This window comes from Mucilaginibacter sp. CAU 1740, from assembly GCF_039839285.1.
Classification (GTDB): Bacteria; Bacteroidota; Bacteroidia; order Sphingobacteriales; family Sphingobacteriaceae; genus Mucilaginibacter.
Window position 1 is genome coordinate 100,579 of the sequence record NZ_JBDOQS010000013.1, and the last position, 22,898, is coordinate 123,476.

19 protein-coding genes are annotated in these 22,898 nt (G+C 43.1%); 11 read left to right on the top strand and 8 right to left on the bottom strand.

What is annotated here, in order from left to right; translation table 11 throughout:
- Positions 1–56: 56 nt before the first annotated feature.
- Positions 57–1,859 carry a hypothetical protein gene (locus AAFN85_RS24450; protein ID WP_347530374.1) on the bottom strand — a complete coding sequence of 601 codons (1,803 nt, stop codon included), beginning with the start codon at positions 1,857–1,859 and terminating at the stop codon, positions 57–59.
- 381 nt (positions 1,860–2,240) lie between these two features.
- Here AAFN85_RS24450 and miaB point away from each other — a divergent pair, with 381 nt between their 5' ends.
- The 6 genes from miaB to secG all read left to right on the top strand — a co-directional run bounded on the left by miaB (position 2,241) and on the right by secG (position 7,814).
- Positions 2,241–3,665 carry a tRNA (N6-isopentenyl adenosine(37)-C2)-methylthiotransferase MiaB gene (gene miaB, locus AAFN85_RS24455; protein WP_347530376.1) on the top strand — a complete coding sequence of 475 codons (1,425 nt, stop codon included), beginning with the start codon at positions 2,241–2,243 and terminating at the stop codon, positions 3,663–3,665.
- Positions 3,666–3,758: 93 nt separating this feature from the next.
- Positions 3,759–4,133: a four helix bundle protein gene (locus AAFN85_RS24460; protein WP_347530377.1), complete on the top strand. Its 375-nt coding sequence runs from the start codon at positions 3,759–3,761 to the stop codon at positions 4,131–4,133.
- A 108-nt stretch (positions 4,134–4,241) separates the two neighbouring features.
- Positions 4,242–5,501 (top strand): sigma-54 dependent transcriptional regulator, encoded by a 1,260-nt coding sequence (locus AAFN85_RS24465; protein ID WP_347530378.1) that lies wholly within the window; start codon positions 4,242–4,244, stop codon positions 5,499–5,501.
- Positions 5,502–5,507: 6 nt separating this feature from the next.
- Positions 5,508–6,032, top strand: a complete 525-nt coding sequence (locus tag AAFN85_RS24470; protein WP_347530379.1) for an LptE family protein — start codon at positions 5,508–5,510, stop codon at positions 6,030–6,032.
- A 33-nt stretch (positions 6,033–6,065) separates the two neighbouring features.
- Positions 6,066–7,442, top strand: coding sequence for a hypothetical protein (locus AAFN85_RS24475; RefSeq protein WP_347530381.1), 1,377 nt, complete (start codon positions 6,066–6,068; stop codon positions 7,440–7,442).
- Between the two features lie 9 nt (positions 7,443–7,451).
- On the top strand, positions 7,452–7,814 hold the full coding sequence (gene secG / locus AAFN85_RS24480) for a preprotein translocase subunit SecG (RefSeq protein ID WP_347530382.1): 363 nt from the start codon (positions 7,452–7,454) through the stop codon (positions 7,812–7,814).
- A gap of 141 nt (positions 7,815–7,955) precedes the next feature.
- Here secG and AAFN85_RS24485 read toward each other — a convergent pair whose 3' ends face one another.
- Positions 7,956–8,867: a LysR family transcriptional regulator gene (locus tag AAFN85_RS24485; RefSeq protein ID WP_347530384.1), complete on the bottom strand. Its 912-nt coding sequence runs from the start codon at positions 8,865–8,867 to the stop codon at positions 7,956–7,958.
- Between the two features lie 101 nt (positions 8,868–8,968).
- On the opposite strand from AAFN85_RS24485, the gene AAFN85_RS24490 reads away from it, so the two are divergent.
- Together AAFN85_RS24490 and AAFN85_RS24495 are read left to right on the top strand one after the other, a co-directional pair.
- Positions 8,969–9,607: an NAD(P)H-dependent oxidoreductase gene (locus AAFN85_RS24490; protein WP_347530386.1), complete on the top strand. Its 639-nt coding sequence runs from the start codon at positions 8,969–8,971 to the stop codon at positions 9,605–9,607.
- Positions 9,573–9,863: a putative quinol monooxygenase gene (locus AAFN85_RS24495; protein WP_347530388.1), complete on the top strand. Its 291-nt coding sequence runs from the start codon at positions 9,573–9,575 to the stop codon at positions 9,861–9,863. The genes AAFN85_RS24490 and AAFN85_RS24495 overlap by 35 nt, the downstream gene beginning before the upstream one ends.
- 305 nt (positions 9,864–10,168) lie before the next feature.
- Here AAFN85_RS24495 and AAFN85_RS24500 read toward each other — a convergent pair whose 3' ends face one another.
- The 5 genes from AAFN85_RS24500 to AAFN85_RS24520 form a co-directional block, all read right to left on the bottom strand.
- Positions 10,169–10,366 (bottom strand): hypothetical protein, encoded by a 198-nt coding sequence (locus AAFN85_RS24500; protein WP_347530390.1) that lies wholly within the window; start codon positions 10,364–10,366, stop codon positions 10,169–10,171.
- A 66-nt stretch (positions 10,367–10,432) separates the two neighbouring features.
- Positions 10,433–10,753, bottom strand: coding sequence for a hypothetical protein (locus AAFN85_RS24505; RefSeq protein ID WP_347530392.1), 321 nt, complete (start codon positions 10,751–10,753; stop codon positions 10,433–10,435).
- A gap of 374 nt (positions 10,754–11,127) precedes the next feature.
- A complete protein-coding gene (locus AAFN85_RS24510; RefSeq protein WP_347530393.1) occupies positions 11,128–12,171 on the bottom strand; it encodes a hypothetical protein in 1,044 nt (347 codons plus the stop codon).
- Positions 12,172–12,300: 129 nt separating this feature from the next.
- Positions 12,301–14,640, bottom strand: a complete 2,340-nt coding sequence (locus AAFN85_RS24515) for a M1 family metallopeptidase (protein WP_347530394.1) — start codon at positions 14,638–14,640, stop codon at positions 12,301–12,303.
- Positions 14,637–15,227, bottom strand: a complete 591-nt coding sequence (locus tag AAFN85_RS24520; RefSeq protein ID WP_347530396.1) for a HupE/UreJ family protein — start codon at positions 15,225–15,227, stop codon at positions 14,637–14,639. Before AAFN85_RS24520 ends, AAFN85_RS24515 begins: the two co-directional genes overlap by 4 nt.
- 67 nt (positions 15,228–15,294) lie before the next feature.
- Here AAFN85_RS24520 and AAFN85_RS24525 point away from each other — a divergent pair, with 67 nt between their 5' ends.
- A complete protein-coding gene (locus tag AAFN85_RS24525; protein ID WP_347530397.1) occupies positions 15,295–15,774 on the top strand; it encodes a DUF6702 family protein in 480 nt (159 codons plus the stop codon).
- A 67-nt stretch (positions 15,775–15,841) separates the two neighbouring features.
- Here AAFN85_RS24525 and AAFN85_RS24530 read toward each other — a convergent pair whose 3' ends face one another.
- Positions 15,842–17,389 (bottom strand): hypothetical protein, encoded by a 1,548-nt coding sequence (locus tag AAFN85_RS24530; RefSeq protein WP_347530399.1) that lies wholly within the window; start codon positions 17,387–17,389, stop codon positions 15,842–15,844.
- Positions 17,390–17,761: 372 nt separating this feature from the next.
- Here AAFN85_RS24530 and galB point away from each other — a divergent pair, with 372 nt between their 5' ends.
- Positions 17,762–20,185 carry a beta-galactosidase GalB gene (gene galB, locus AAFN85_RS24535; protein WP_347530401.1) on the top strand — a complete coding sequence of 808 codons (2,424 nt, stop codon included), beginning with the start codon at positions 17,762–17,764 and terminating at the stop codon, positions 20,183–20,185.
- 216 nt (positions 20,186–20,401) lie between these two features.
- A complete protein-coding gene (locus AAFN85_RS24540) occupies positions 20,402–22,855 on the top strand; it encodes an SMP-30/gluconolactonase/LRE family protein (RefSeq protein ID WP_347530403.1) in 2,454 nt (817 codons plus the stop codon).
- The last annotated feature ends 43 nt before the right edge of the window (positions 22,856–22,898 follow it).

Genomic DNA, 22,898 nt, shown 5'->3' on the forward strand with positions numbered 1-22,898 from the left:
CTCACGCCATCGCTCGGCCTCAGCAGTTCGTCGAAATGACATAAGGGGATTTGCTTTTAAAATTTACCCGCATCCATCAACTTCTTCTTCTCCGCTTTCCGTTTCTGTCTTTCCGCTTTGTTTTTTAATCGTTCGGCTTTGTTTTTATTATGCTCGTCAATGCGGTCTTTAGTGGCCTTTTGGGTTTTCTCATCAAGGCCTATACATGGTTTTATGCCAGTGAGCAGGGTTTTCCAAACCGTTTTCCAAAAAGCAAAATCTTTGGGGCGTTTAAATACAACATAAGATGAAGTCAGCTTTCCTTTATCATCCGGATTATTATGTTTGATAACAAACAGATTGGCAAAAATAGAAATGATAGTTTTTCGTCTCAACCTGTCGTTTGCAGTATCGGGCTTCAGCAATACAACTTTAAGGTCGTTATATAAAAAATCTATCTTGCCCTTAAATACCTTGCTGTTGGCATCAATATCAAAGCTGAATTTTTTCACCTTGCCCGATGTCATTTTTACCATAGCCAGCGGCATAGTTGCCGGGTTAAGTTTGGTAAGATCCATCGGCCCTAAACTGCCTTTGTAGCTGAAGGGGGCATTGTCATCATTTAAAGTAAATTTAAATTGGGCGTCAAGCCTTCCACGGTTCATGAAATAAGAAACAATGTTGATGGTAGTAATATTGTTTTTGGCAACAGCCGATGGATTGTTAGTTAAGTTTAAAACGGTGGCGCTGGTGTTATCAAACTCAACAGTACCGGTTTTTTGCGATTTATCGTTAAACTCGTTATAAACTACGTCAAAGCGGTGCAGGTTTACAGTATCTATTCGCAGGTCCAGGCTTAATTTACGGAGTTGCATGTTGGGGAACGATTTGACCTGGTCTGTAATGGTATCCTTCTTTTTGCCGGGATTAGTGAACGCGGTGATCTTCCCGCCTGCCATTTTTAAGCTTGACGCCGAGATGGTTCGGTACTTATGATAATTGAGATAATCGAAATTGTTCAACTGAACGGAGTCGGCAAGTAGCCCCAGTCTGTCTTTCTGGGTTTTGCCGAAAAACTCTCCGGGCTTAACGGGTTGCAGCGCCAGTCCTTCAATGTTTAATTGTGAGGTAAGGGTAGATAGTTTAAGGTGCTTGATCTTATAACTGTAAAGCCCGCTTGGTGTTTCGCCGGTATAGTTGTTTAGCTCGGTTACAATGTCTTTACAATAAAGCAGCCGCGATTTATCCGTTTGCGTAGCCGAGTCGATAAGCAGATCGTTTGCGCTTAAGCTAAGTTCTTTTAGTTTAGAGATGGCTACCTTGTTGCCCGAATAATCTTCATAGTTAAGATTAACATCATTAAGTAAGATACTACCAACGTGGATCGATTTAAGACTTTTGGAGATGCGTTGCCAAGCCGTTCGATGATCTTTAACTACGGTATCTTTAGTATGGTTGAGCTGATAAGTTACTTTAAGTTTAGGCTCATTAAGGATGATTTGCCCAATGTTGAGCTTTTTTTGAAAATACAGGCTAAATGGATGGGCGTGATTGATGACCAGTCTTTTAACGCTTAGCTCAAATAAGGTATTGGGGGCGAGGTGCAGGCGTTTCTTTTTATTGTAAACCGCGGTATCGGGTTTTAGGGTTATATTATAAAGGATGATCTTGCCTTGTAAAATGTGTAGTTCAGCATCCGAAAAATCGGCCACATAAAGGCTATCGCTGCTGCTTAGCACTACATCTTTTACCTTGGATGCCAATATGGGCGACCAATACCGGTTTACCGGTATGGCCAATATTAAAATAACCACCACCGGTATCAGCACAAATTTAAATAGTCGTTTTTGCCAGCTGTGCTTTAAAAAGTTTAGCTTCATGTACCCGGGTTGTTGTTACTTAAGGTTTAACAGCAAGTTAGCAACTTTTGTTATTGTATAATGTTAAACACCTCGTTTTTTGTTAAAAGTTCATGCAGGGTTCATCTCAGGAGAGCATTTGCATTTAGCGGAGTTTACTCACCCGGTCTACGCTTCGCTGGACCACCCTCTCTGCGGCAGGCCGCAAAGAGGGTCTGAAAACTTTTTTATTTTTCTTATCCCCTCTATACGCGAAGCGTAGAGAGGGGTGGCAAGCGCAGCGATGCCGGGGCGAGTAAATACGCCCTTTTGTACCCTCAAATTCATTTTAATAAATACTGCCATTATGTCATCTATCTAACTAAATTTTGTTTATTTTTGCAAACTAATTTTTATACAAGGATGATGGATTTGCTTATTCCGGATAAAACACATGATGAGAGCAGGCAGGGTGAGGCGTTGATGTTAAATGCCGAAACAGCTAAAAATAACGGTCGCAAGCTTTATATTGAAAGCTATGGTTGCGCGATGAACTTTTCGGACAGCGAGATAGTTGCTTCTATTTTAGCCGAAAGTGGTTTCGAAACCACAACCGACCATACATCGGCCGATGTTATTTTTATCAATACCTGCTCAATCCGCGAAAACGCAGAGCAACGCGTTCGTAACCGCCTTAAGGAGTTTACCGTAACCAAAGTAAAAAATCCGGGGTTGGTGGTAGGCGTATTAGGCTGTATGGCCGAGCGCTTGAAATCCAAATTCCTGGAAGAAGAAAAATTAGTAGACGTAGTTGTTGGTCCGGATGCGTACCGCGATCTGCCTAATTTGATAGATCAGGTTGATAGCGGGCAGAAAGCCGTGAACGTGTTGCTATCGCGCGAGGAAACTTATGCCGATATCAGTCCGGTGCGTTTAAACAGCAATGGCATTAACGCCTTCGTATCCATTATGCGTGGTTGCGATAACATGTGCTCGTTTTGCGTAGTGCCGTTTACCCGTGGCCGTGAGCGTAGCCGCGATCCGCTATCGATAGAAGCCGAATGCCGTGACCTGTTTGACAGGGGATACCGCGAGGTTACCTTGTTAGGTCAAAACGTTGATTCATACAAATACTCAACAGGCGAAGATGATAACAAGATCACCACTAACTTTGCTGATCTGTTGGAATTGGTTGCCTTGATCAACCCTGATCTGCGTGTAAGGTTCTCAACCTCGCATCCAAAAGATATTACCGATGATGTGCTTTACACCATCAATAAATACGATAACATTTGTAATTACATCCACCTGCCGGTACAATCGGGCAACAGCCGCGTACTGGAACTGATGAACCGTACTTATGATCGTGAATGGTACATAAACCGTATTGATGCCATCCGCCGAATTATCCCCGATTGCGCTATCTCAACCGATGTGATCACCGGCTTCTGCAGCGAAACAGAGGAGGAGCATAAGGATACTGTAAGCATGATGGATTACGTGAAGTACGATTTTGCCTACATGTTCAAGTACAGCGAAAGACCAGGCACATTAGCCGCCAAACGCTATGCCGATGATATTCCGGAAGATGTAAAACAAAAACGCCTTACCGAAATAGTAGCCAAACAACAAGAGTATTCTTTTTACAGGATGCAATCGAGAATTGGTAAAGTGGAAAGGGTGTTGATAGAAGGCTTCTCAAAAAAATCGGACAAGGATTATGCAGGCCGAAGTGATCAGAATGCCATGGTGATCTTCCCGGTAGGCGAAGGTTATAAGCCAGGCGAGTATGTTAATGTACTTGTTGAGCGTAGCACAACGGCAACATTAATAGGTAAAGTAGTATAGAGGCAAGAAGTCAAGAATCAGGAATCAAGAAAGGAAAAATAGAAGCGAGACGTAAAGATTAGGAGTCAAGAAAAGGTATATATACAAGATTCAATGATGAAGCGGCATAATTTTAAGAGCTTGAAGATTTGGCAGAAATCTATGGATCTTACCGACTTAACCTATGATTATTGCAAAGCTTTACCAATTGAAGAGCGATATAACCTGATAGACCAGTTGAACAGATGCTCTTGTTCTGTTCCATCCAATATCGCCGAGGGATCAGGAAAGAGAACGAAGGCACATTTTGCCGAGTTCTTGACAACGTCTCTTACTTCATCGTTTGAAGTGGAGACCCAATTATTAATATGTGAACGAAGGGGCTACGGCTCTAAAGAAAAGTTGAAAGAGTGTTTGGAACTCGTTGTTGAAGTTCAGAAAATGATATTTTCTTTTAGAGAATACATTTTGAACTCCGATGATGAATAAAAGCATCACTTATATAAAAGACAAGACGTATTTAGGAATAATATTTAAAAGGAAAGTTATCTTCCTTAAATCTTGATTCCTGACTCTTGACTTCTTGAATCTAACACAATGGAAGTACAAGAAATAAAACAACGCTTTGGTATCATCGGCAATTCGCCGTTGCTTAACCGGGCTATAACTATAGCAAACCAGGTTGCGCCTACTGATATTTCGGTATTAATTACCGGGGAGAGCGGTAGTGGTAAGGAGGTGTTTTCGCAGATCATTCACCAGATGAGCCCGCGTAAACATGGGCCATTTATTGCCGTTAACTGCGGTGCGATACCTGAAGGGACTATCGATTCGGAATTATTCGGTCACGAAAAAGGTGCTTATACCGGTGCCGTGGGTGAGCGTAAAGGTTACTTTGAAACCGTAAACGGCGGTACCATATTTTTGGATGAGATCGCAGAAATGCCGCTGGGAACCCAAGCCAGGCTTTTGCGCGTACTTGAATCGGGTCAGTATATTAAAGTAGGTTCATCTAAAGTAGAGAAAACCAATGTCCGTGTTATAGCCGCTACTAACGTTGATGTGTACGAAGCTGTTAAAAATGGAAAGTTCCGCGAGGATTTATACTACCGTTTAAATACCGTTCCGCTTAAAATACCACCTTTGCGCGATAGGAAGGAAGATGTATTCCTCCTTTTCCGCAAGTTTACAGCCGATTTTACTGATAAGTACCGCACGCCGCCAATCCAGCTGGATGATGATGCGCAGCAGGTATTAACTAATTACTCCTGGCCGGGTAACGTAAGGCAGCTTAAAAATATGGCCGAGCAATTGGCCGTGCTGGAGCGTGATCGCATCATTACCGCCCAAACGTTGCTTACTTACATTCCACACGAAGTGGGAGGGCGTAACCTGCCTATGCGTTTGGATAATCAACCTAAAGAAGATTTTTCGGAACGGGATATCCTGTATAAAGTGCTGTTTGATATGAAGCGCGATATGGTTGAACTGAAAAAACTGGTGGCCGATATTATTGAGCATGGGGGCGTTTCGCAGCATTATGCCAATAATTCGCAAACGCTTAACCAGCTTTATCGCGATATTGAGCTGAATGGCAATACCGAACCACAATTTACTTTGCAACAACCCGTTAATACGGTTAATAATAATGTTAGTAATAACAACAATACCATCGACGGGTTTAACATTACGCACGATGCCGAAGAAGTAGAAGAATCGTTATCGTTAATTGAAAAGGAATCAGACCTGATACGTAAAGCTTTAAAAAAGCACAAAGGCAAACGTAAACTGGCTGCCCACGAATTGGGGATCTCCGAGCGTACTTTATACAGAAAGATAAAAGAACTAAACTTATAAAAATTGATGAAACGATTTTTGGGGATCACTATGGCGTTTGCTTTGATGTTGTTTTGCTCATCATGCTACACGCTAAAAAATGAATCTATCCCCGCTGATATGAAAACTGTGAATATCCAGTTTTTTGAAAACAACGCCGCGCTGGTAGTAAATAACTTAAGCCAAACATTTACCGAAGCGCTGAAAGACAGGATCCGTACCCAAACCCGCCTAAGTTTGGTTAGGGGCGAGGCTGATGCTACCATGTCGGGCGCTATCACTGGGTATGCCATCGCGCCGGTTTCTATCCAGGCCACAGCTAATAACGTTGCCCCAATTGCCGATGCCAACAGACTATCTATAACTGTAAGGGTTAAATTTTCTTTTGACGCAGCTAAGACTCCTGCCGATAAAAAAATTAGCTTTGAGGAAAGTTTTACTAAGTATGCCGATTATAAAGGTGATATCGGATCGCAGGAGCAGGCGCTTATTCAGCAAATTAATAAGCAGCTGATTGACGATATTTTTAACAAGGCCTTTTCTAATTGGTAAGCAATTTGTATTTTCAACCACGTGGATCAATATTTGAATAATAAACAATACGAAATATTAGACGAGCTATTGGCCAATCCGGCCGATGCAGGCACCTTTCATGGGTATAACCTGCAGCAGCTGGTTAGTAGCTATCCGCAGAGTGGGATTCTGAGGGCATTGCTGGCACATGCCGGTACTAATGATGATATTAAACATGCTGCGGTGTATTATAACCCGCAATTGTTACATAAACTGATCAATGATCCCGAAGCCCTTGCTCAGGTATCGCCTGCTCAGATCATCAACCTTATTGATAGCAAGCCATCGATAGGCAGGTTTACCCCGGCCGAAAATTATTTTAACAGTGGTACGGTTACAGAAACTCAACATACTGAAAGTGTGGCTGCCACGCCTGATGCACAAATCTCGGAAAGTAATCCAGAGGATACTGCTCCTGTAGTGAACAGCTTCAGTGTTTCTGCGGATGAGTTACCTCCAATACCTGAGCCTGTAGTTGACACTCCTCCAGCTTTGCCTGTTGAGCCGGTAAATGAAGCTGCAGAAAGTACAACTCAGCCTGTTGAAGCAAAAGTTGAAATCCCTGTAGATGATATTGAGGATGAGGTTTATGATGAGATTGTAGGTATTGAGAACATCAACATACCGCAACCAGATGTAGCCGAAGTAAGCGCTGAAACCGAGGTTCAGCCAAACGAAGCAAAACAACAGGCTAACGACGAAACCGAAAAACTGATAATTGGCAATATAGCATCTGCCGATTATTTTATGTTTGATAAATCAGTAGCGGATACCCGTACTGAAAACAAGGCGGTTGAGCCTGCACCTGCACCGGAAGTGCCACAGGCAAAGGAAGAGGCCCCTGCAATTAAGGAAGAGGCACCCGAAGTTATATCGAAATATAACGACGAAAAAATGCCTTACACCTTTATGTGGTGGCTGGATAAAACCCGTAAAGAATATGCTGCAACCTATCAGCCATATAATATTGAAACTGTAGCAGCTAAGAGTACACCAGAACAACCCGTTGTACAGCGAACTGCCGATGCGCTTCAGCACCAGTACTATGAAAATATTTTCCATGCCCAATCCCTCGAGGAATTGGAAAAAACGCCTCAACCGGATGGACCAGAGGTGAAAAGCAAGGAAGATATCATTATCGAAAAATTTATTAAAGAAGAGCCACAGATCAGGCCGCCATCGCCTAATAAAATAGATAACGAGAATAAAGCGAAGAAAAGTTCGGAAGATAGGAATGAGCTGGTAAGTGAAACCCTTGCCCATATTTACACCGAGCAAATGTTATATCACAAGGCTATTGCAACTTACAAAAAATTAATGTTGAAATTCCCGGATAAAAGCCGTTACTTTGCAAGCCAAATTGAACAGTTAGAAAAAAAAGCAAACTAATATAAAGAAATGTATATCGTTTTAATCATTGTTACCGTACTTGTATGCGCCTTGTTAGGGCTTATCGTACTTATCCAAAACCCTAAAGGCGGTGGTTTGGCATCAAATTTTTCAAGCTCATCACAGTTAATGGGTGTGCAAAAAACAGGCGACTTCCTTGAAAAAGGTACCTGGGTATTGGCTATTGGCTTAATGGTGTTAACCCTTGCCATCAACGTATCTGTAAAAGGTGCTTCATCAACCAGCGGCGATAACTCAGGTTTACGCGATAAAATTGAAAAAGCAACCAAGCCAGGTGCTATTGCTCCGGTTACTGCTCCAACGCTTCCAGCTGCGGGTACTGCCCCAAAAACAGATTCTACTAAAAAATAAGTAAATCAAATATTTAGCTAAAAAGCCTTAAGCACCCTGCTTGAGGCTTTTTGCATTTATGAGCCTTGCTGTCGATTAAGTTGAGAAATTTGCAAGGCTTCCCCTATGGGGATTTCCTCAACTTGATGATGCTTGGTTTACTTAAGCCAGTACTTCGCCCACCATTTCCCGCTCGAAAATCTCCTGCACTATAGCCACCTGTTCTGCATAAATGGATTTTTTGCGGGTACCGAAGTATAGCGTATTCTCTATTTTATTATACCCTTCCCAAAGTAATTTGATATTCCCATTATCCCGCTCTTTCTTCGACAGGAAATCGGGGATCACCGCGATGCCTTTACCATCGCTTAAGCAGCGGATGATCGATCCCATATTAGGTACAATAAAGTTGGGCTTAAAATCGGGTCGCTTACCGAAGTTAATATGCCAAAAGCGGCGCAGGTGTTCCATATCGCCCGATGAGCCGTACCAGGTTTGGGCCTTAAGCCAGGTTTGGATCTGGTTAAGGTCTTTGGTTTTTAGTAGCTCATTGAACTCTTCGGTTGGGGTTTGAGCACCGGCCAGCACTACAATCCGCTCTTTAAAAAAGGGTTTGTATTCAAGGCCTTTGTAATCGCCTTTATGTGGGGTTACAATCAGATCGAGGATGCCGCTATCCAGATCGGCCAGCATTTCGGGATATTCGCCAAATTTAATGATCACGTTAAAGGGTAACGTGGGCAGGTAGGATTCGAGCGTGAACTGGAACGTTTCAAAACACATGCCGATGCTAATGGTAGGCACATCCTTTTCGGTGCTTTTATGAAAATGGCGCTCGGCCTCTTCCAGGGTGCTGATCGATTCCTGTATATAGTTGTAAAGGATCTTTCCCCGCTCGGTTGATACCATTTTGCGCGAAGTACGATCAAACAATTTATAGCCCACGTAACTTTCCAGCGAACTCAGGTGAAGGCTTACTCCCGGTTGGGAGATAAACAGGGCCTCGGCAGCGCCGGTTAATGATCCGGTTTCATAGATCGCTTTAAACGTGCGGAACCATTCAAAATTTACCATGGTTTAATCTATTATAATTATGATACAAATGTATAAATTATACTATTTTAATTATAGTTTATACTGCCGTAGTTTTGATGAAAATTAAAACACGAAAATAAATGAAGAATATATTTGTAATAAACGGAGGCCAGGTTTTTGGCCATTCGGGTGGAAAGTTTAACAAAACTTTGCTTGATACTACCGTACAATATTTTACCGAACACCCTGATTTTGAAGTACGATCAACAGATGTAAATAACGATTACGATCCGCAACAGGAAGCGGAAAACTATAAATGGGCTGATATCGTTATTTACCACACACCGGTTTGGTGGTTCCAGGTACCGCATGCGCTGAAAAAATACATCGACGAGGTATTTACCGCCGGCTATCAAAACGGCATTTACCGCAGTGACGGTCGCACAGCCGAAAATCCTGGTATTAACTACGGTACCGGTGGTTTGATGCATGGTAAAAATTACATGCTCACCACATCATGGAACGCGCCTATTACAGCTTTCACGCTACCCGGCGAGTTTTTTAACGAGCACAGTGTTGACGAAGGCCCGATGTTCGGTTTTCACCGTATGAATGCCTTCACCGGCATGCAACCGCTGGAAAGCATCCATTTCTACGATGTAATGAAAAACGCCAATATTGACGAAAATCTGCAACGCTACCAGGAACATTTAAACAAACTATTCACCCAGAACAACCCAAGCCATGAAAATTTACTTAACAGCCTTAGTGAAGTGTAAGCCCGGCACAACCGCCCAAATGCGTGGGTTTCTGGATAAACTGGTAGCAGCATCGCGCCAGGAAGAAGCCTGCCTGCAATACGAGCTATACCAATCAACAACCGACGAAACCCAGTTCATCTTCCACGAAACATGGGCCAGCCAGGAAGGCCTTGACCAGCATGTTAAGCAGGAGCATTTTCAATTATTCAGTCAGCAGATTGCTGATGTTATTGATGGGCCGTTGGGGATTTATAAAACTGATAGGGTACATTAAGAAGAATGTTTGTCAATACCTCATGTCATTGCGAGTAAGTAAAAGCCGAGGCATCTGAAGGATATATGACATTTGCGGGCGGGCCTGTCACTCTGAGCTTGTCGAAGAGTCGCGCGCAGAGGCCCTGCCCACCATGCTTCGACAGGCTCAGCATGACACCCATTTTAAACTTGTTATGGGTAGGAACGAGGCAATTGCAGGGAGGCAGATCCGCCTTGTATAGTTCGCGATTGCTTCGCACCTCAATGACGGGTGGACTATGCTTATAACAAAACAGCCCCGATTTTTTTCGGGGCTGTTTTCATTTACTTACTGCACGTTTTATTGCAATCGCCGCTGGCCTTGCAGCTTTTGCTGCAATTATCCAAACAGGTTGGTTTGGTGCATGATTTTGCACATTTAGTGCAATGGTTCATTTTGCTATTGCAGCAAGGGGTATTAGCAAACGAAATATTAAACGCAGTAAACAGCATCACTACGGTGATGAAAAGAAACTTTTTCATGATTTTTCAAATTGAATGTTTAAATAAAAAGATACGCTATTGGAGATAGGCAGATGTTCTTTTCATTTAAACTTTCGGCGGGTTCCAGCAGGAGTTGGCATAACCGGATAAATTGCCTATTGAATACGGCGAGATCGTTTTGCTATCAACGTGGATAGCAAGCCCTTCTACCTTAACTGGTTCTGTTTTTAAAAAACAGCAATTATTGCATGATAACACGGTTGCACACATACCTCCATCACATCCTTTTGTAGCACCTTGATGTTTTTGCGGCATATTAACCATTTTATGGCAACAATTTTTCATGCTCATAGCCTGCTCAGCCTTTCCAGGCATTGTGGAAACAAGCAGCATTAATATTAGCATGAAAAAGGAAATTGCTTTCATTGCCAGTAAGAACGGGGCATTTATAAAAATAGTATGGGAGATCAGAATAAAGCTCTATTTAGCCTAAGATTGATAAACCCACTACATCCATCAATGGCACGAAGCAACTGCACGGAACCTGGTTGTGTTTGTATAGTTCATAATTGCTTCGCGCCTCGCGATTACGTTTTAAATAAAAATAAACAGCCTCCCGATCTTTGATTGAAAGGCTGTTTATAATAAAATAAGTCTTACTGCCCGTCTTTGCTTGCTTAACCGGTGGCACCTCTGAAACTTAAGCAACGTTACATTAGTTCAAGCAATATTGTTATGATTCCAACACTGTAAACAGTAAGCAGAAACATTACAGGTGGCTAATTAGGTCGACTATCGATCTAATTTTTTAATGGAGGTACCGGCATGCTGATATTTGGATCTTTGGTAATTCTAATAACTGGGGTAACACCATTCCAGCCAAATGTAATCAGATCACCAAAATTGTGTTTTTGAGCTACAACGCCGCGCTTTAACTGCGCCCGGGTCCGCCATTCGGCGCTTTGGGGCCAGTAATATAAAAATAGACTTGCTAAATCAAACAAACTACCTGTAATAGTTCCTGATGTAACCCGATGGCTTTGGTTAACCATGAAACTCATTCGCAATTTGGGTGCTTTTTGCGTGCCAATATATGAGGGCGAAAAAACATAATTAAAAGATCCTTTTCTATCAGGCGAGTCTTCTAACCTATAGCCGTTCTGCTGTAGATAGGATGAGATCTCGTTAGTATAATATTCTTTAAAGCCAATAATCCGCACCAAAGAATATCCTGCTTGCCTTTCTATCATATCCTGATGTACTTTTTCGGCCTGGCTACCATATAGTTCTTCATCGGCTTTTGTCCACACGGCTTTCACTGTTGGTTTTACAGCCCTAACAGCTTCTATTTCTAAACGTTTACGACCAGGCTCTGCTTTAAAAAGCGTAACGTATTCATCGTAATATTCATTTGATGTTCCCAACATGAAAACAGCTTGATGGATCTCAGAGATGTTTGTCCCCAAATCTTTTTTTATCTTCAAGTTTTTGTCTCGTTTGAATGTTGAATTAAATATTGAATCAATCAAAACTATTGGGCCCATAATTGTAATTTTCGTGATAGTATGATCATAATCAGGCCGTTCAATATCAACATCAACTTTTTCGTCATACGATTTAAAATTCGTTAGCCTAAAACTGTATTCCTTCCCCACAATACTACTATCTGTTATATTAGGGCCTCCATAACTGTAAAATTTATAGTCTTTGGGCGTAAACGTTGTTATATAATCACGAATTTCCACTATGCGCGATGCTGAATAGTAATCTCCAACGTCAAGTTGTGTTTGTGCCTGGGCCGATAAACAAAGGCCGGCAAATAGGATAAGGAATAGTTTTTTCATACGGCCCAAAGATAATTTTAGCCAGCGAAAAAATCATCTCAAAAACTAATATATATATAAGGTTTGGTGCCTTTTTAAAGAAACAAAACAGCCTCCCAATCTTCGATTGAGAGGCTGTTCTCATAAATTTTACTGTCCGCCTTTCCTTGCATCCTGCATCGGATTAGCTCCCGATGTCGCGCCTCTCGGCAAGGTTTGCTGTTTAAACAGTTCAAACCTTGATGGGGCATATTCCCTTGGCCAGCTGTTGTTGCTTTCGTCAATATCGGCGGTTTCGCGGTATGGGTCGAGTTTGATTCCTTTTACCTCTTTGCTTTTTGCGAATACCTTGGTTATTTTATTCTCGTTTTTACGCCAGATGTAGGCCGAAATTTTTTCTACTTCTTTGGTGCCATCTGCATAAGTCCACTCTATAAGCAGTGGGGTTACCAGGCCGCCTTTGTTGGTGAAGCTTATTTCGTAAAAGTAATTTTTGCTATCGTATAGTTTCTTTTCGGCAGGGCTTAGGGCATTGTACATGGCCTGGTAGCTTTGGGTGGTTGCCGGAGTGGCTGCAAAGCGGTCCCATTTGCTGTAAAAATCCTGTAGTGAAGTATCTGCCTCAACTGTAAAGCGCGTACCGGCTTCCTTGTTGCGGGTGGTGCTGATGTTTTCGAGGTTGCGGTCAAACTGGGCACGGTCGGCATCAGCTTCCAATGCTGGGTTCTTGGTGTTCAGGCGGTAGTATTTTACGCTATCGATAGATACATCAACCGGATCAGTTCCGTAAAACCATCCTCTCCAAAACCAATCCAAATCAACAGCCGAGGCATCTTCCATGGTGCGGAAAAAGTCGGCGGGGGTTGGGTGTTTAAAGGCCCAGCGGTGCGCGTAGGTTTTAAAGGCGTAATCAAACAGTTCACGGCCCATTACGGTTTCGCGCAATACGTTAAGCGCTGTAGCCGGTTTAGCGTAAGCATTGGGGCCAAACATTACAATGTTTTCAGAGTTGGTCATGATCGGCTCCAGCATATCCTTCGGCATTTTCATGTAATCAACTATTTTATATGCCGGACCGCGTTGCGATGGGAAACGAGGGTCCCACTCCTGCTCGGCCATGTACTGGCAAAAGGTGTTCAGGCCTTCGTCCATCCAGGTCCACTGGCGCTCATCCGAGTTTACGATCATCGGGAAAAAGTTGTGACCAACCTCGTGGATAATTACACCGATCATGCCGTTTTTGGTGGCCTCGGTGTAAGTGCCATCCTTTTCGGTACGGCCATAGTTAAAGCAGATCATCGGGTATTCCATTCCGTTTGATGCCTCAACCGAAATAGCTACCGGGTAAGGATAAGGGAATGTATGCTTTGAATAAGTTTTAAGCGTATGCGCAACAACTTTAGTTGAATACTTACGGTAAAGCGGATAAGCCTCCGGACCATAGTACGACATCGCCATTACTTTTTTACCACCGTCAATCTGGGTACTCATCGCATCCCAAACTATACGGCGAGATGATACCCAGGCAAAATCGCGCACGTTTTCGGCATGGAATGTCCAGGTTTTGCGGGCTGTGGCATGTTTTTTCATGGCGTTTTTAACCTCATCAAGCGTTACAACCTCGGTAGGTTGCGAGGCCGATTGTGCGGCAGTCCAGCGTTTAAGCTGTGCCGGGGTAAGGGTTTGCGCGTAGTTTGAGCATTGGCCGGTACCGCCTACAACGTGGTCGGCAGGTACGTTCATGCTTACTTTATAATCGCCAAAGGTTAGGGCAAACTCGCCGCGACCAATAAACTGCTTGTTTTGCCATCCCTGAAAATCGCTGTAAACAGCCATCCTTGGATACCACTGCGTCATGGTGTACAGGTAGTTATCATCCTCCGGAAAATATTCGTAACCGCCACGACCGCCAATGGTTAAACGATCGGAAATATTATACCACCAGTTTACTTTGAATTTAAACTTAGCGCCGGGTGCCAGTGTTGTTGGCAACTCAATGCGCATCATGGTTTGGTTAATGGTATAGGTTAAGTTATTGCCCGCGCCATCTTTTACGCTTACAATATGGTTACCCAGATCCAGATCATGGCCCATAATAGCCTGAATCTGGCGGATGCTCATTTTGCTTTGCATTTTGCTTTCGTCAAACTTGGCGCTTTCGGCATCTTTTTTATGCTCGTTCTCATCCAGCTGAAGCCACAGGTAAGTAAGCGGATCGGGCGAGTTATTGGTATAGGTAATGGTTTCAACACCATCCAAACGCTGCTTGTTATCATCAAGCGTGGCGCTGATATCGTAATCGGCCTTTTGCTGCCAGTACTTCGGCCCGGGGGCGCCCGATGCCGTACGATATTCATTAGGGGTTGACACCATGGTGCCTAATTGCTCAAACTTATTACCGTGGTTGGAGCCTGGGTTGTTATTGTACTGCGCCCAGGCCGATGAGGCCATGATACAGCACGAAAGCAAAGCTGGGTAAAATTTATTCATCTGAATTTTATTAATACAAACCTTTCAATACACATTATAAAAGCAATTCCAAATATAGCCGATGACAGGAACATTGTCCAATCGCGCTGGGCCATCCGGCTAAACCGGATGAGTAAATAAGATATAAGTAACGCGGATATTACAATCAACACCTGCCCAAACTCCAGCCCAATGTTAAAAGCAAGCAGTTGCGCGGCTATGTTAGTACTGGTGCCCAGCAAACTTTTCAGGTAGTTTGAAAAGCCCATGCCATGTATCAACCCAAAAAATAAAGCCAGGCTATAGTTAAGCCGCATGGTGGTGTTGGTACGTTTTTTATTGAGGATGTTCACCAAACTGGTAAACACAATAGTAACCGGGATCAGGAACTCGATGACCGAAGTATTGATGTGTACGATATTTAAAACGCTTAAAGCCAGAGTTATGGAATGCCCTATGGTGAAGGCCGTAACAAGAATGAGCACCTTGCGCCAGTCGGCAAGTAAATACGTGCCGCACAGAACGGTGACGAACAAAATATGGTCGTACCCTTCCCAATTGCAAATGTGCTGCCAGCCCAGCTGGAAGTACAATGAAAAGTCAGTCATCAGTTAAATTAGCGATTGCGAATAAAAATAGCGTTTTTTGTAGATAATACAATTATCCAACGCAATTATGTTGCAATTACTCCTCATTAGCTGGCTCAGCATCTTTCACCCTTTTTATGTAAGCGTTACCGAGATCAACCACAACGCCAAAAATCAAAGCCTTGAAGTAAGCTGCCGCATTTTTTATGATGACCTGGAGCACACCATCGAAAAGCAATACCACACCCAAATTGACATTGTTCACCCAAAAGATAAAGCCAAGGTTGGCCAGTTGATTAACGATTATATTAAAAAACACCTCACTATTAAAGCAGATGGAAAACCGGTGGTTTTAACCTTTATAGGCTACGAAGTACAGGAAGATGCTGCCTGGAGTTATTTTGAGGTGAAGGGCATTACCGGCAAACCTAAAAAGTTTGAAGTGCATGATGATCTGTTATACACCGAACATCCGGAGCAGATCAATATGATGCATATTACGGTAGGAGGCGAGCGGAAGAGTACTAAGCTGGATAATCCGGATAGTGATGCGGTGGTTGTGTTTTAAAACGGGATAATCTACCTGCCATGATTCTATATACGTTGTAGCAGTATATCCTTTAAATAACTACTACCTATTTAAATTTGTATAAAATTTGATTGGGATAACCATTAACCACACTTGTCAGTTTTTTGGCCGTAGTATCTTTCTCAAGTAAAATGGGTTCATATTGAATATTCCAGCGATCCAACTTTTCTTCCGTGGCACGCTTAAAATAGCCGTAATCTATCGCTATTGACCTTTGAGTATCATGTATATTTTGCAGTTCGTTTCTTAAGTTAATGGAAGAAGTTGTTTCCCACTTGAGGTGGACTACAGCTACAATAAATCCGTTAATGCCGATAACCACTACAAACACCCAGGCAAAATTATTTATAAACACACGCAGTTTGCCACTGCTAATTATAAACCTGTCCCGATCTATCCACAGCAACAATAAAGGCAGTAAAGGAACCAGCCAAAGCATCGGAAAAAAGCGGGGCCACCAAAAGTGTTTACTGAGCAACAGACAACTGCAAAGCGAGATAAAAAATATGGCAACAGGTAATCGAGATGTTTTTAAGGTAATTAAAAGTACCGGAAGTGTAATGAAAGCCAACATTAAAAGAATACCAAAATATGGCCCGAACCCGCTCACTCTTGTTTCGTGAAAATGGTAGGCGCTCCATGATTTAGGGTCAATTAAAAACGGATTGGTTAATCGTGCAGTATCCTCGCCATTGTAAGGTGCATTGCCGGGATAACCAAAGTTGGCATATAATAACCGGACAGGTAAACTTTTTCCCATCATATTTTTAGGTGTTTCGTATGCTTCGTTATCATCAATGCCTTTATCTAAAACACCCGGAAATTGTTTGGAACCCATTAACGGATATAAGGGATTACCACGGTTGATGAAATTGGTTACATAAGGGTTAAAACCAAATATGCATAATGCTATTGTACCGGCTATAAGATGAGATATTAAAAACGATTTGATCAAATTTCGTTTTCGAATAAGGATGTAGCAAAAAATGAAAAATGATATGATCAAAATAAAAACCAATCCGGTGAATTTAACATTGACCAGGCAACAGATGGCCATTGTAGATAATAATGTATAAACACGTTTTGGGTCGCGGATCCAGGATAAAATTGCGGACAGGTAAATAACCAGGAGTAAATAAAGGTCGCCATCGTTAAGGTAAGTGGTTATTTCACTCCAAACCACAGGGTTTAGCAAAACCAGCATTGTAAAAATCACGGAACGCAGCGCAGAAATGCCCAAACTGCGGCAAAAGGAATACACTACCCCAAATGCAACAACAAGAATCATCAGGTTATACGCTTTACCTGCTTCAACAGTATTAAATAATCGCATAGCTGCCGCAGCGAAATACCACGTATTTTTAGGAAAATGCAAAATCGACGTATGGTTAATCCCATCGGGCGTTTCCATTGGCTTGAATAATGGATTCCAGGTTTCTGCAAGATTATAAACCGCCGCCTGCTGATACCACTGGCCATCCCACGAAAGATCAAAATAAAACCCAGCCACCAACAATGAACCTGTTAATACCAAAAGGCTTAGAAATGTTGCCGGCCACAATATTTTTTTTTCTACTCCAAATCTTCCAGCCATCAAAAAATTCAAACCGATGGCAACTAACACTGACCCGGGAAATACAAAAACAGATAACACGGTATTAAAAAGATAAGTAACTGTAACTAACAAGTGCACTACACAAATTATGCTCAACAAAATTTGTGATGTTAATAAGCCAACTTTGGTAAAATTGCTGCTGTTTGTTACTGTCATATTAGATGTGATTGCAGGTTTTAGGATGTTTGCATGAGCTATTATCAACTATAAAATTAATTATTTTATTGCAGTGGTTTATAGCCGCGCAAAAACAACAATAAAGAGTGATAAGCACATACATAATTAAATATTCTAAAGCGTACTTCCCAACTATATTTCCTAATTTAGTGTACAAAACACAATTAATACACTATGTCGATATTTCCAAGCATCCGCGGTAAGGCTTTACTGCTGATGGCACTCATGGCGGGCAGCCAGGCCTTTGCCCAGCAGCCGCGCCAAAAACTTGATTTTGATAAGAACTGGCACTTTAACCTTGGTGCCGTTGAGGGCGGCGAAAAGCCATCGCTTAATGACAGCAAATGGCGCATGCTCAACCTCCCGCACGATTGGAGTATTGAAGGCAAATTCTCAAAAGATAACCCTGCTACTCCCGAAGGCGGCGCACTACCCGGCGGCATTGGCTGGTACCGTAAAACTTTTACTGTTCCGGCGGCATCAAAAGGCAAGCTGGTTTATATCGATTTTGATGGTGTTTATCAAAAAAGCGATGTGTGGGTAAACGGGCATCACTTAGGTTTCAGGCCTAATGGTTATATCTCGTTCAGATACGATCTTACCCCTTACTTAAACTTCGGTGGTAAAAATACTATCGCGGTTAAGGTTGATAACTCGGTGCAGCCAAATTCTCGCTGGTATTCGGGTTCGGGTATCTATCGTCATGTTTGGTTGGAAACTACCAATAAAATTGCTATCGATGAGTGGGGGACCTACGTAACCACATCCGAAGTAAGCGGAGCATCGGCCAATGTAAATATTAACGCCTCTGTAAAAGTTGCGGATGGCGATTTGTCCGGCATCACTATAAAAACAACTATATATGATGCTAACGGCAAATTTGTGGCTGCAGGCGGTACTGTTCCACCTCAAACAGACTCAAAAACTAAAAACCTTGAATTATCAAACAAGATAGCTATCGATAAGCCAACTTTATGGAGTGTTGATAACCCTTACCTGTATAAAGCAGTTACGCAGGTAGTTAAAAACAAAGTGGTACTTGACGAGTACAGCACTCCGTTTGGGATCCGCTATTTTTATTTTGATGCCGATAATGGCTTTAGCCTTAATGGCAAAGCCATGAAAATTTTAGGCGTTTGCGATCACCACGATCTGGGTAGCCTCGGTGCGGCTGTTAACACACGTGCTTTGGAGCGCCAGTTACAAATACTTAAAGAAATGGGCTGTAACGGTATCCGTACTTCGCATAACCCACCGGCTCCTGAGCTGCTTGACCTTTGCGATAAAATGGGCTTCATTGTAATGGACGAGGCTTTTGATTGCTGGGAATGGAAAAAAGCCACGTACGATTACCACCTGTTTTTTAAAGAATGGCACAAACGCGATCTGGAAGATCAAATAAAACGAGACCGTAACCATCCAAGCGTAATGATCTGGAGTATAGGCAACGAGATCCCACAACAGGGTGATACCTCGGCCTATCGCATAGCACCAGAGTTGGCAGGCATAGTTCATAGCCTTGATAAAACCCGCCCTATCACTACAGCCAATGATCGTCCGGATACTACCAACAAAATTGTAAAATCGGGCGCTATCGACCTGATCGGGTATAACTATCATGAATATGACTATCCTAAATTCCATGACCGTTATCCCGGCAAAAAGTTCATCGCTACCGAAACTACTTCGGGTTTGGAAACACGCGGCTATTACGAAATGCCATCAGATAGCATTCGCGTTTGGCCTACCAGCTGGGATAAACCTTTTGTGAGGGAAGGCAACAACGTATCGGCCTATGACAATACCAGACCACCATGGGGTTCAACTCACGAGATGACCTGGAAGATCATGAAAAAATATGATTTCCTATCGGGCATGTACATCTGGACTGGCTTCGATTACCTTGGCGAACCTACACCATACTCATGGCCGTCGCGCAGCTCATACTTTGGTATTATTGATCTGGCGGGCTTCCCTAAAGATGTTTACTACATGTACCAAAGCGAGTGGACTAAAAAGGATGTACTCCACATTTTTCCACATTGGAACTGGGAACCAGGCAAAATGATAGATATCTGGGCATACTACAATAATGCAGATGAAGTTGAGCTTTATTTGAACGGAAAATCGGTAGGCATCAAAAAGAAAACCGGCGATGATCTGCACGTAATGTGGCGTTTAAAATTTGAGCCGGGCACATTGAAAGCCGTATCACGCAAAAATGGTAAAGTTGTTTTAACCCGCGAGATTCGCACGGCTGGCGCACCTGCCAAAATCGAGTTAATTGCCGATCGTTCAGCAATTAAAGCTGATGGCAAAGACCTGTCATTTGTTACCGTAAAAATTTTAGATAAAGACGGAAATATAGTTCCAGATGCCGATAATAAAGTTAACTTTAAAATTAACGGCGAAGGCTTCATAGCCGGCGTTGATAACGGGGACCCTGTAAACCACGATTCATTTAAAGTTAATTACCGAAAAGCATTCCACGGATTAGCGTTGGCTATTGTGCAGGCTAAAGAAAAAGCCGGCAATATCACGCTTACCGCAACGGCTGATGGCTTAAGCAGCAGCACGTTGATAATAAGGAGCAGATAAACCTACAAACGGCGCAGTCCACTCACCGGATATGCGCCACACTGGTCAACCCCTCGTTACGCCACGCGTAGCAGGGGTTTTATTTTTTTATAGCCTGTTGAATAAAGACAGAGAGTAGCGCCAAAGCAATGAACCACCTAAGCCGTACATTAAGTTTCTGTTAACTTCACACCTACTCGTTAAACGATTCGTAATTTTGATTCAAATCGCTTGATTATGAAATTAAAATTGGCTGGCTGCGCGGCTTTGCTGTGCATCACTTTTCAATCCTTCGCGCAAACAAAAACGCCGGGCAAAATTGAACAAACCGGGCAGGTATTATTACCTAATGGTTGGAAACTGAGCCCGGCTGGCAGATCGCTGCCCCTTGGCGATCTTCCGCTTAATATGCAGCTTTCTTCATCGGGCAGGTTGCTTGCTGTTACCAATAACGGGCAAAGCACTCAATCTATCCAACTTATCGACCCTAAAAATGAAAAACTGCTGGATGAGCAGGTGATCAAAAAATCGTGGTATGGCTTAGCTTTCAGCCGCGATGAGAAGAAACTTTATGCATCGGGAGGTAACGATAACTGGATCCTGATTTACAACATTAACGATAACAAACTTGGCACGCCGGATACCATCAAATTAGCTCCTAACGCCTGGCCCAAAAGTAAGGTTTGCCCTACGGGGATGGTAACCAATAAAAGCAATAACCGCCTGTACTCGGTAACTAAAGAGGATAGCACCCTGTACATTATCGATCCTGATAAAAAACAGATCATGAACCGGGTTAAACTCCCGGCCGAGGCTTATGCCTGTACACTCTCGCCCGATGAAAAAACACTGTATATCTCACTATGGGGAGGCGATATGTTGGGCTTTTACAACATCGCTACGCAAACACTCAGCACCATTAAAACCCCAAGCCACCCCAACGAGTTGCTGGTAGATAAAAAAGGCAAATACCTATACGTGGCCGATGCAAATGACAACGCGGTATCAGTAATAAATACGGCTACGCATAAAATTTTAGAAACCGTATCAACAGCACTTTACCCAACCCATCTCACCGGATCAACAACCAACGGACTGGCTTTATCGCCCGATGGCAAAACCCTGTACATTGCCAATGCCGATAACAATTGCCTGGCCGTGTTTGACGTAACCACTCCTGGCAGCAGTAAAAGCAAAGGTTTTATACCTGTAGGCTGGTACCCTACTAATGTAAAAATGCTGGGTAATAAAATATTGGTGGCTAACGGCAAAGGTTTCTCATCAATGGCTAACCCCCAAGGGCCACAGCCCGTAAAGAAAACGGATAACAGCGGTTATAAACAAGGAGCGATAAATAGCCGCGAGCAATATATTGGTGGCTTGTTTAAAGGCACGCTATCATTTATTGATAAACCTACCGATATCGAACTAAAGAAACTCACCAAACAGGTTTACGCCAACACGCCGTTTACTGATAAAATTGAAAAAACAGCCAAAGGCGAAGAGGGCAACCCCATCCCACGCCGGGTTGGCGAAAAATCGCCCATCAAATACGTTTTCTACATTATTAAAGAAAACCGCACTTACGACCAGGTTTTGGGCGATATGCCGCAAGGTAACGGCGATACTTCACTTTGTATCTTCGGCAACAAGGTAACGCCAAACCACCACGCCATAGCCAACGAGTTTGTTTTATTAGATAATTTTTATGTTGATGCCGAGGTAAGCGCCGACGGCCACAACTGGAGCATGGCTGCCTACGCTACCGATTTTGTGGAGAAAACATGGCCTACAAGCTATGGCGGCCGCGGAGGTAATTATGATTTTGAAGGTACCCGCAAGGCTGCCTATCCACGTGATGGTTTTATTTGGGATTATTGTAAAAGGGCGGGTGTTAGCTACCGTACCTATGGCGAATTTGTGAGCGATGGTAACCCTGGCAAAGCGAACCTGAAATCGTTAGAAGGACATTTTTGCGCCGCCTCTCCCGGCTTTGACCTGAATGTGAAAGATGTTAAACGTACCGAGATCTGGGCGCATGATTTTGATTCGCTGTTAACCATCAACGCGGTGCCTCATTTCAATACCGTCCGCATCTCTAACGATCATACCAGCGGGCAGCGTAAAGGCGCGATTTCACCTATCGCGGCGGTAGGGGACAACGATCAGGCTATCGGCCAATTCATAGAGCATTTATCACATAGTTCTATCTGGAAAGAATCGGTTGTTTTTATTTTGGAGGATGATGCACAAAACGGCCCCGACCATGTGGATGCGCACCGCTCGCCGGTATTTGTGGCCGGGCCATATGTAAAACGCAACGCGGTAATACATGGCATGTACTCAACATCTGGCGTTTTACGTACTATGGAGTTGATATTAGGCCTGCCGCCAATGAGCCAGTATGATGCAGCGGCCATGCCATTGTACGATTGCTTTACCAGCACACCCGATCTTACCCCATACACCGCCAAAGCAGCACAAGTTGATCTGGAGCAACGCAACGTAGCCGTAAACGAAAGTAGCCGCCGGTCGGAGTTGTTTAATTTTGCAAAAGAAGATGCCGCGCCGGATATTGATTTGAATGAAGTGGTTTGGAAGTACGTAAAAGGTGAGGCTTCTGTCATGCCCGCGCCAAAAAGGAGCGCCTTCGTAATTTTAGAACCTAAAAAAGAACAGGATGATGATTGATTTGTTAATTTCGTTTAGCCTTGAATTATCCAATAATTTACCT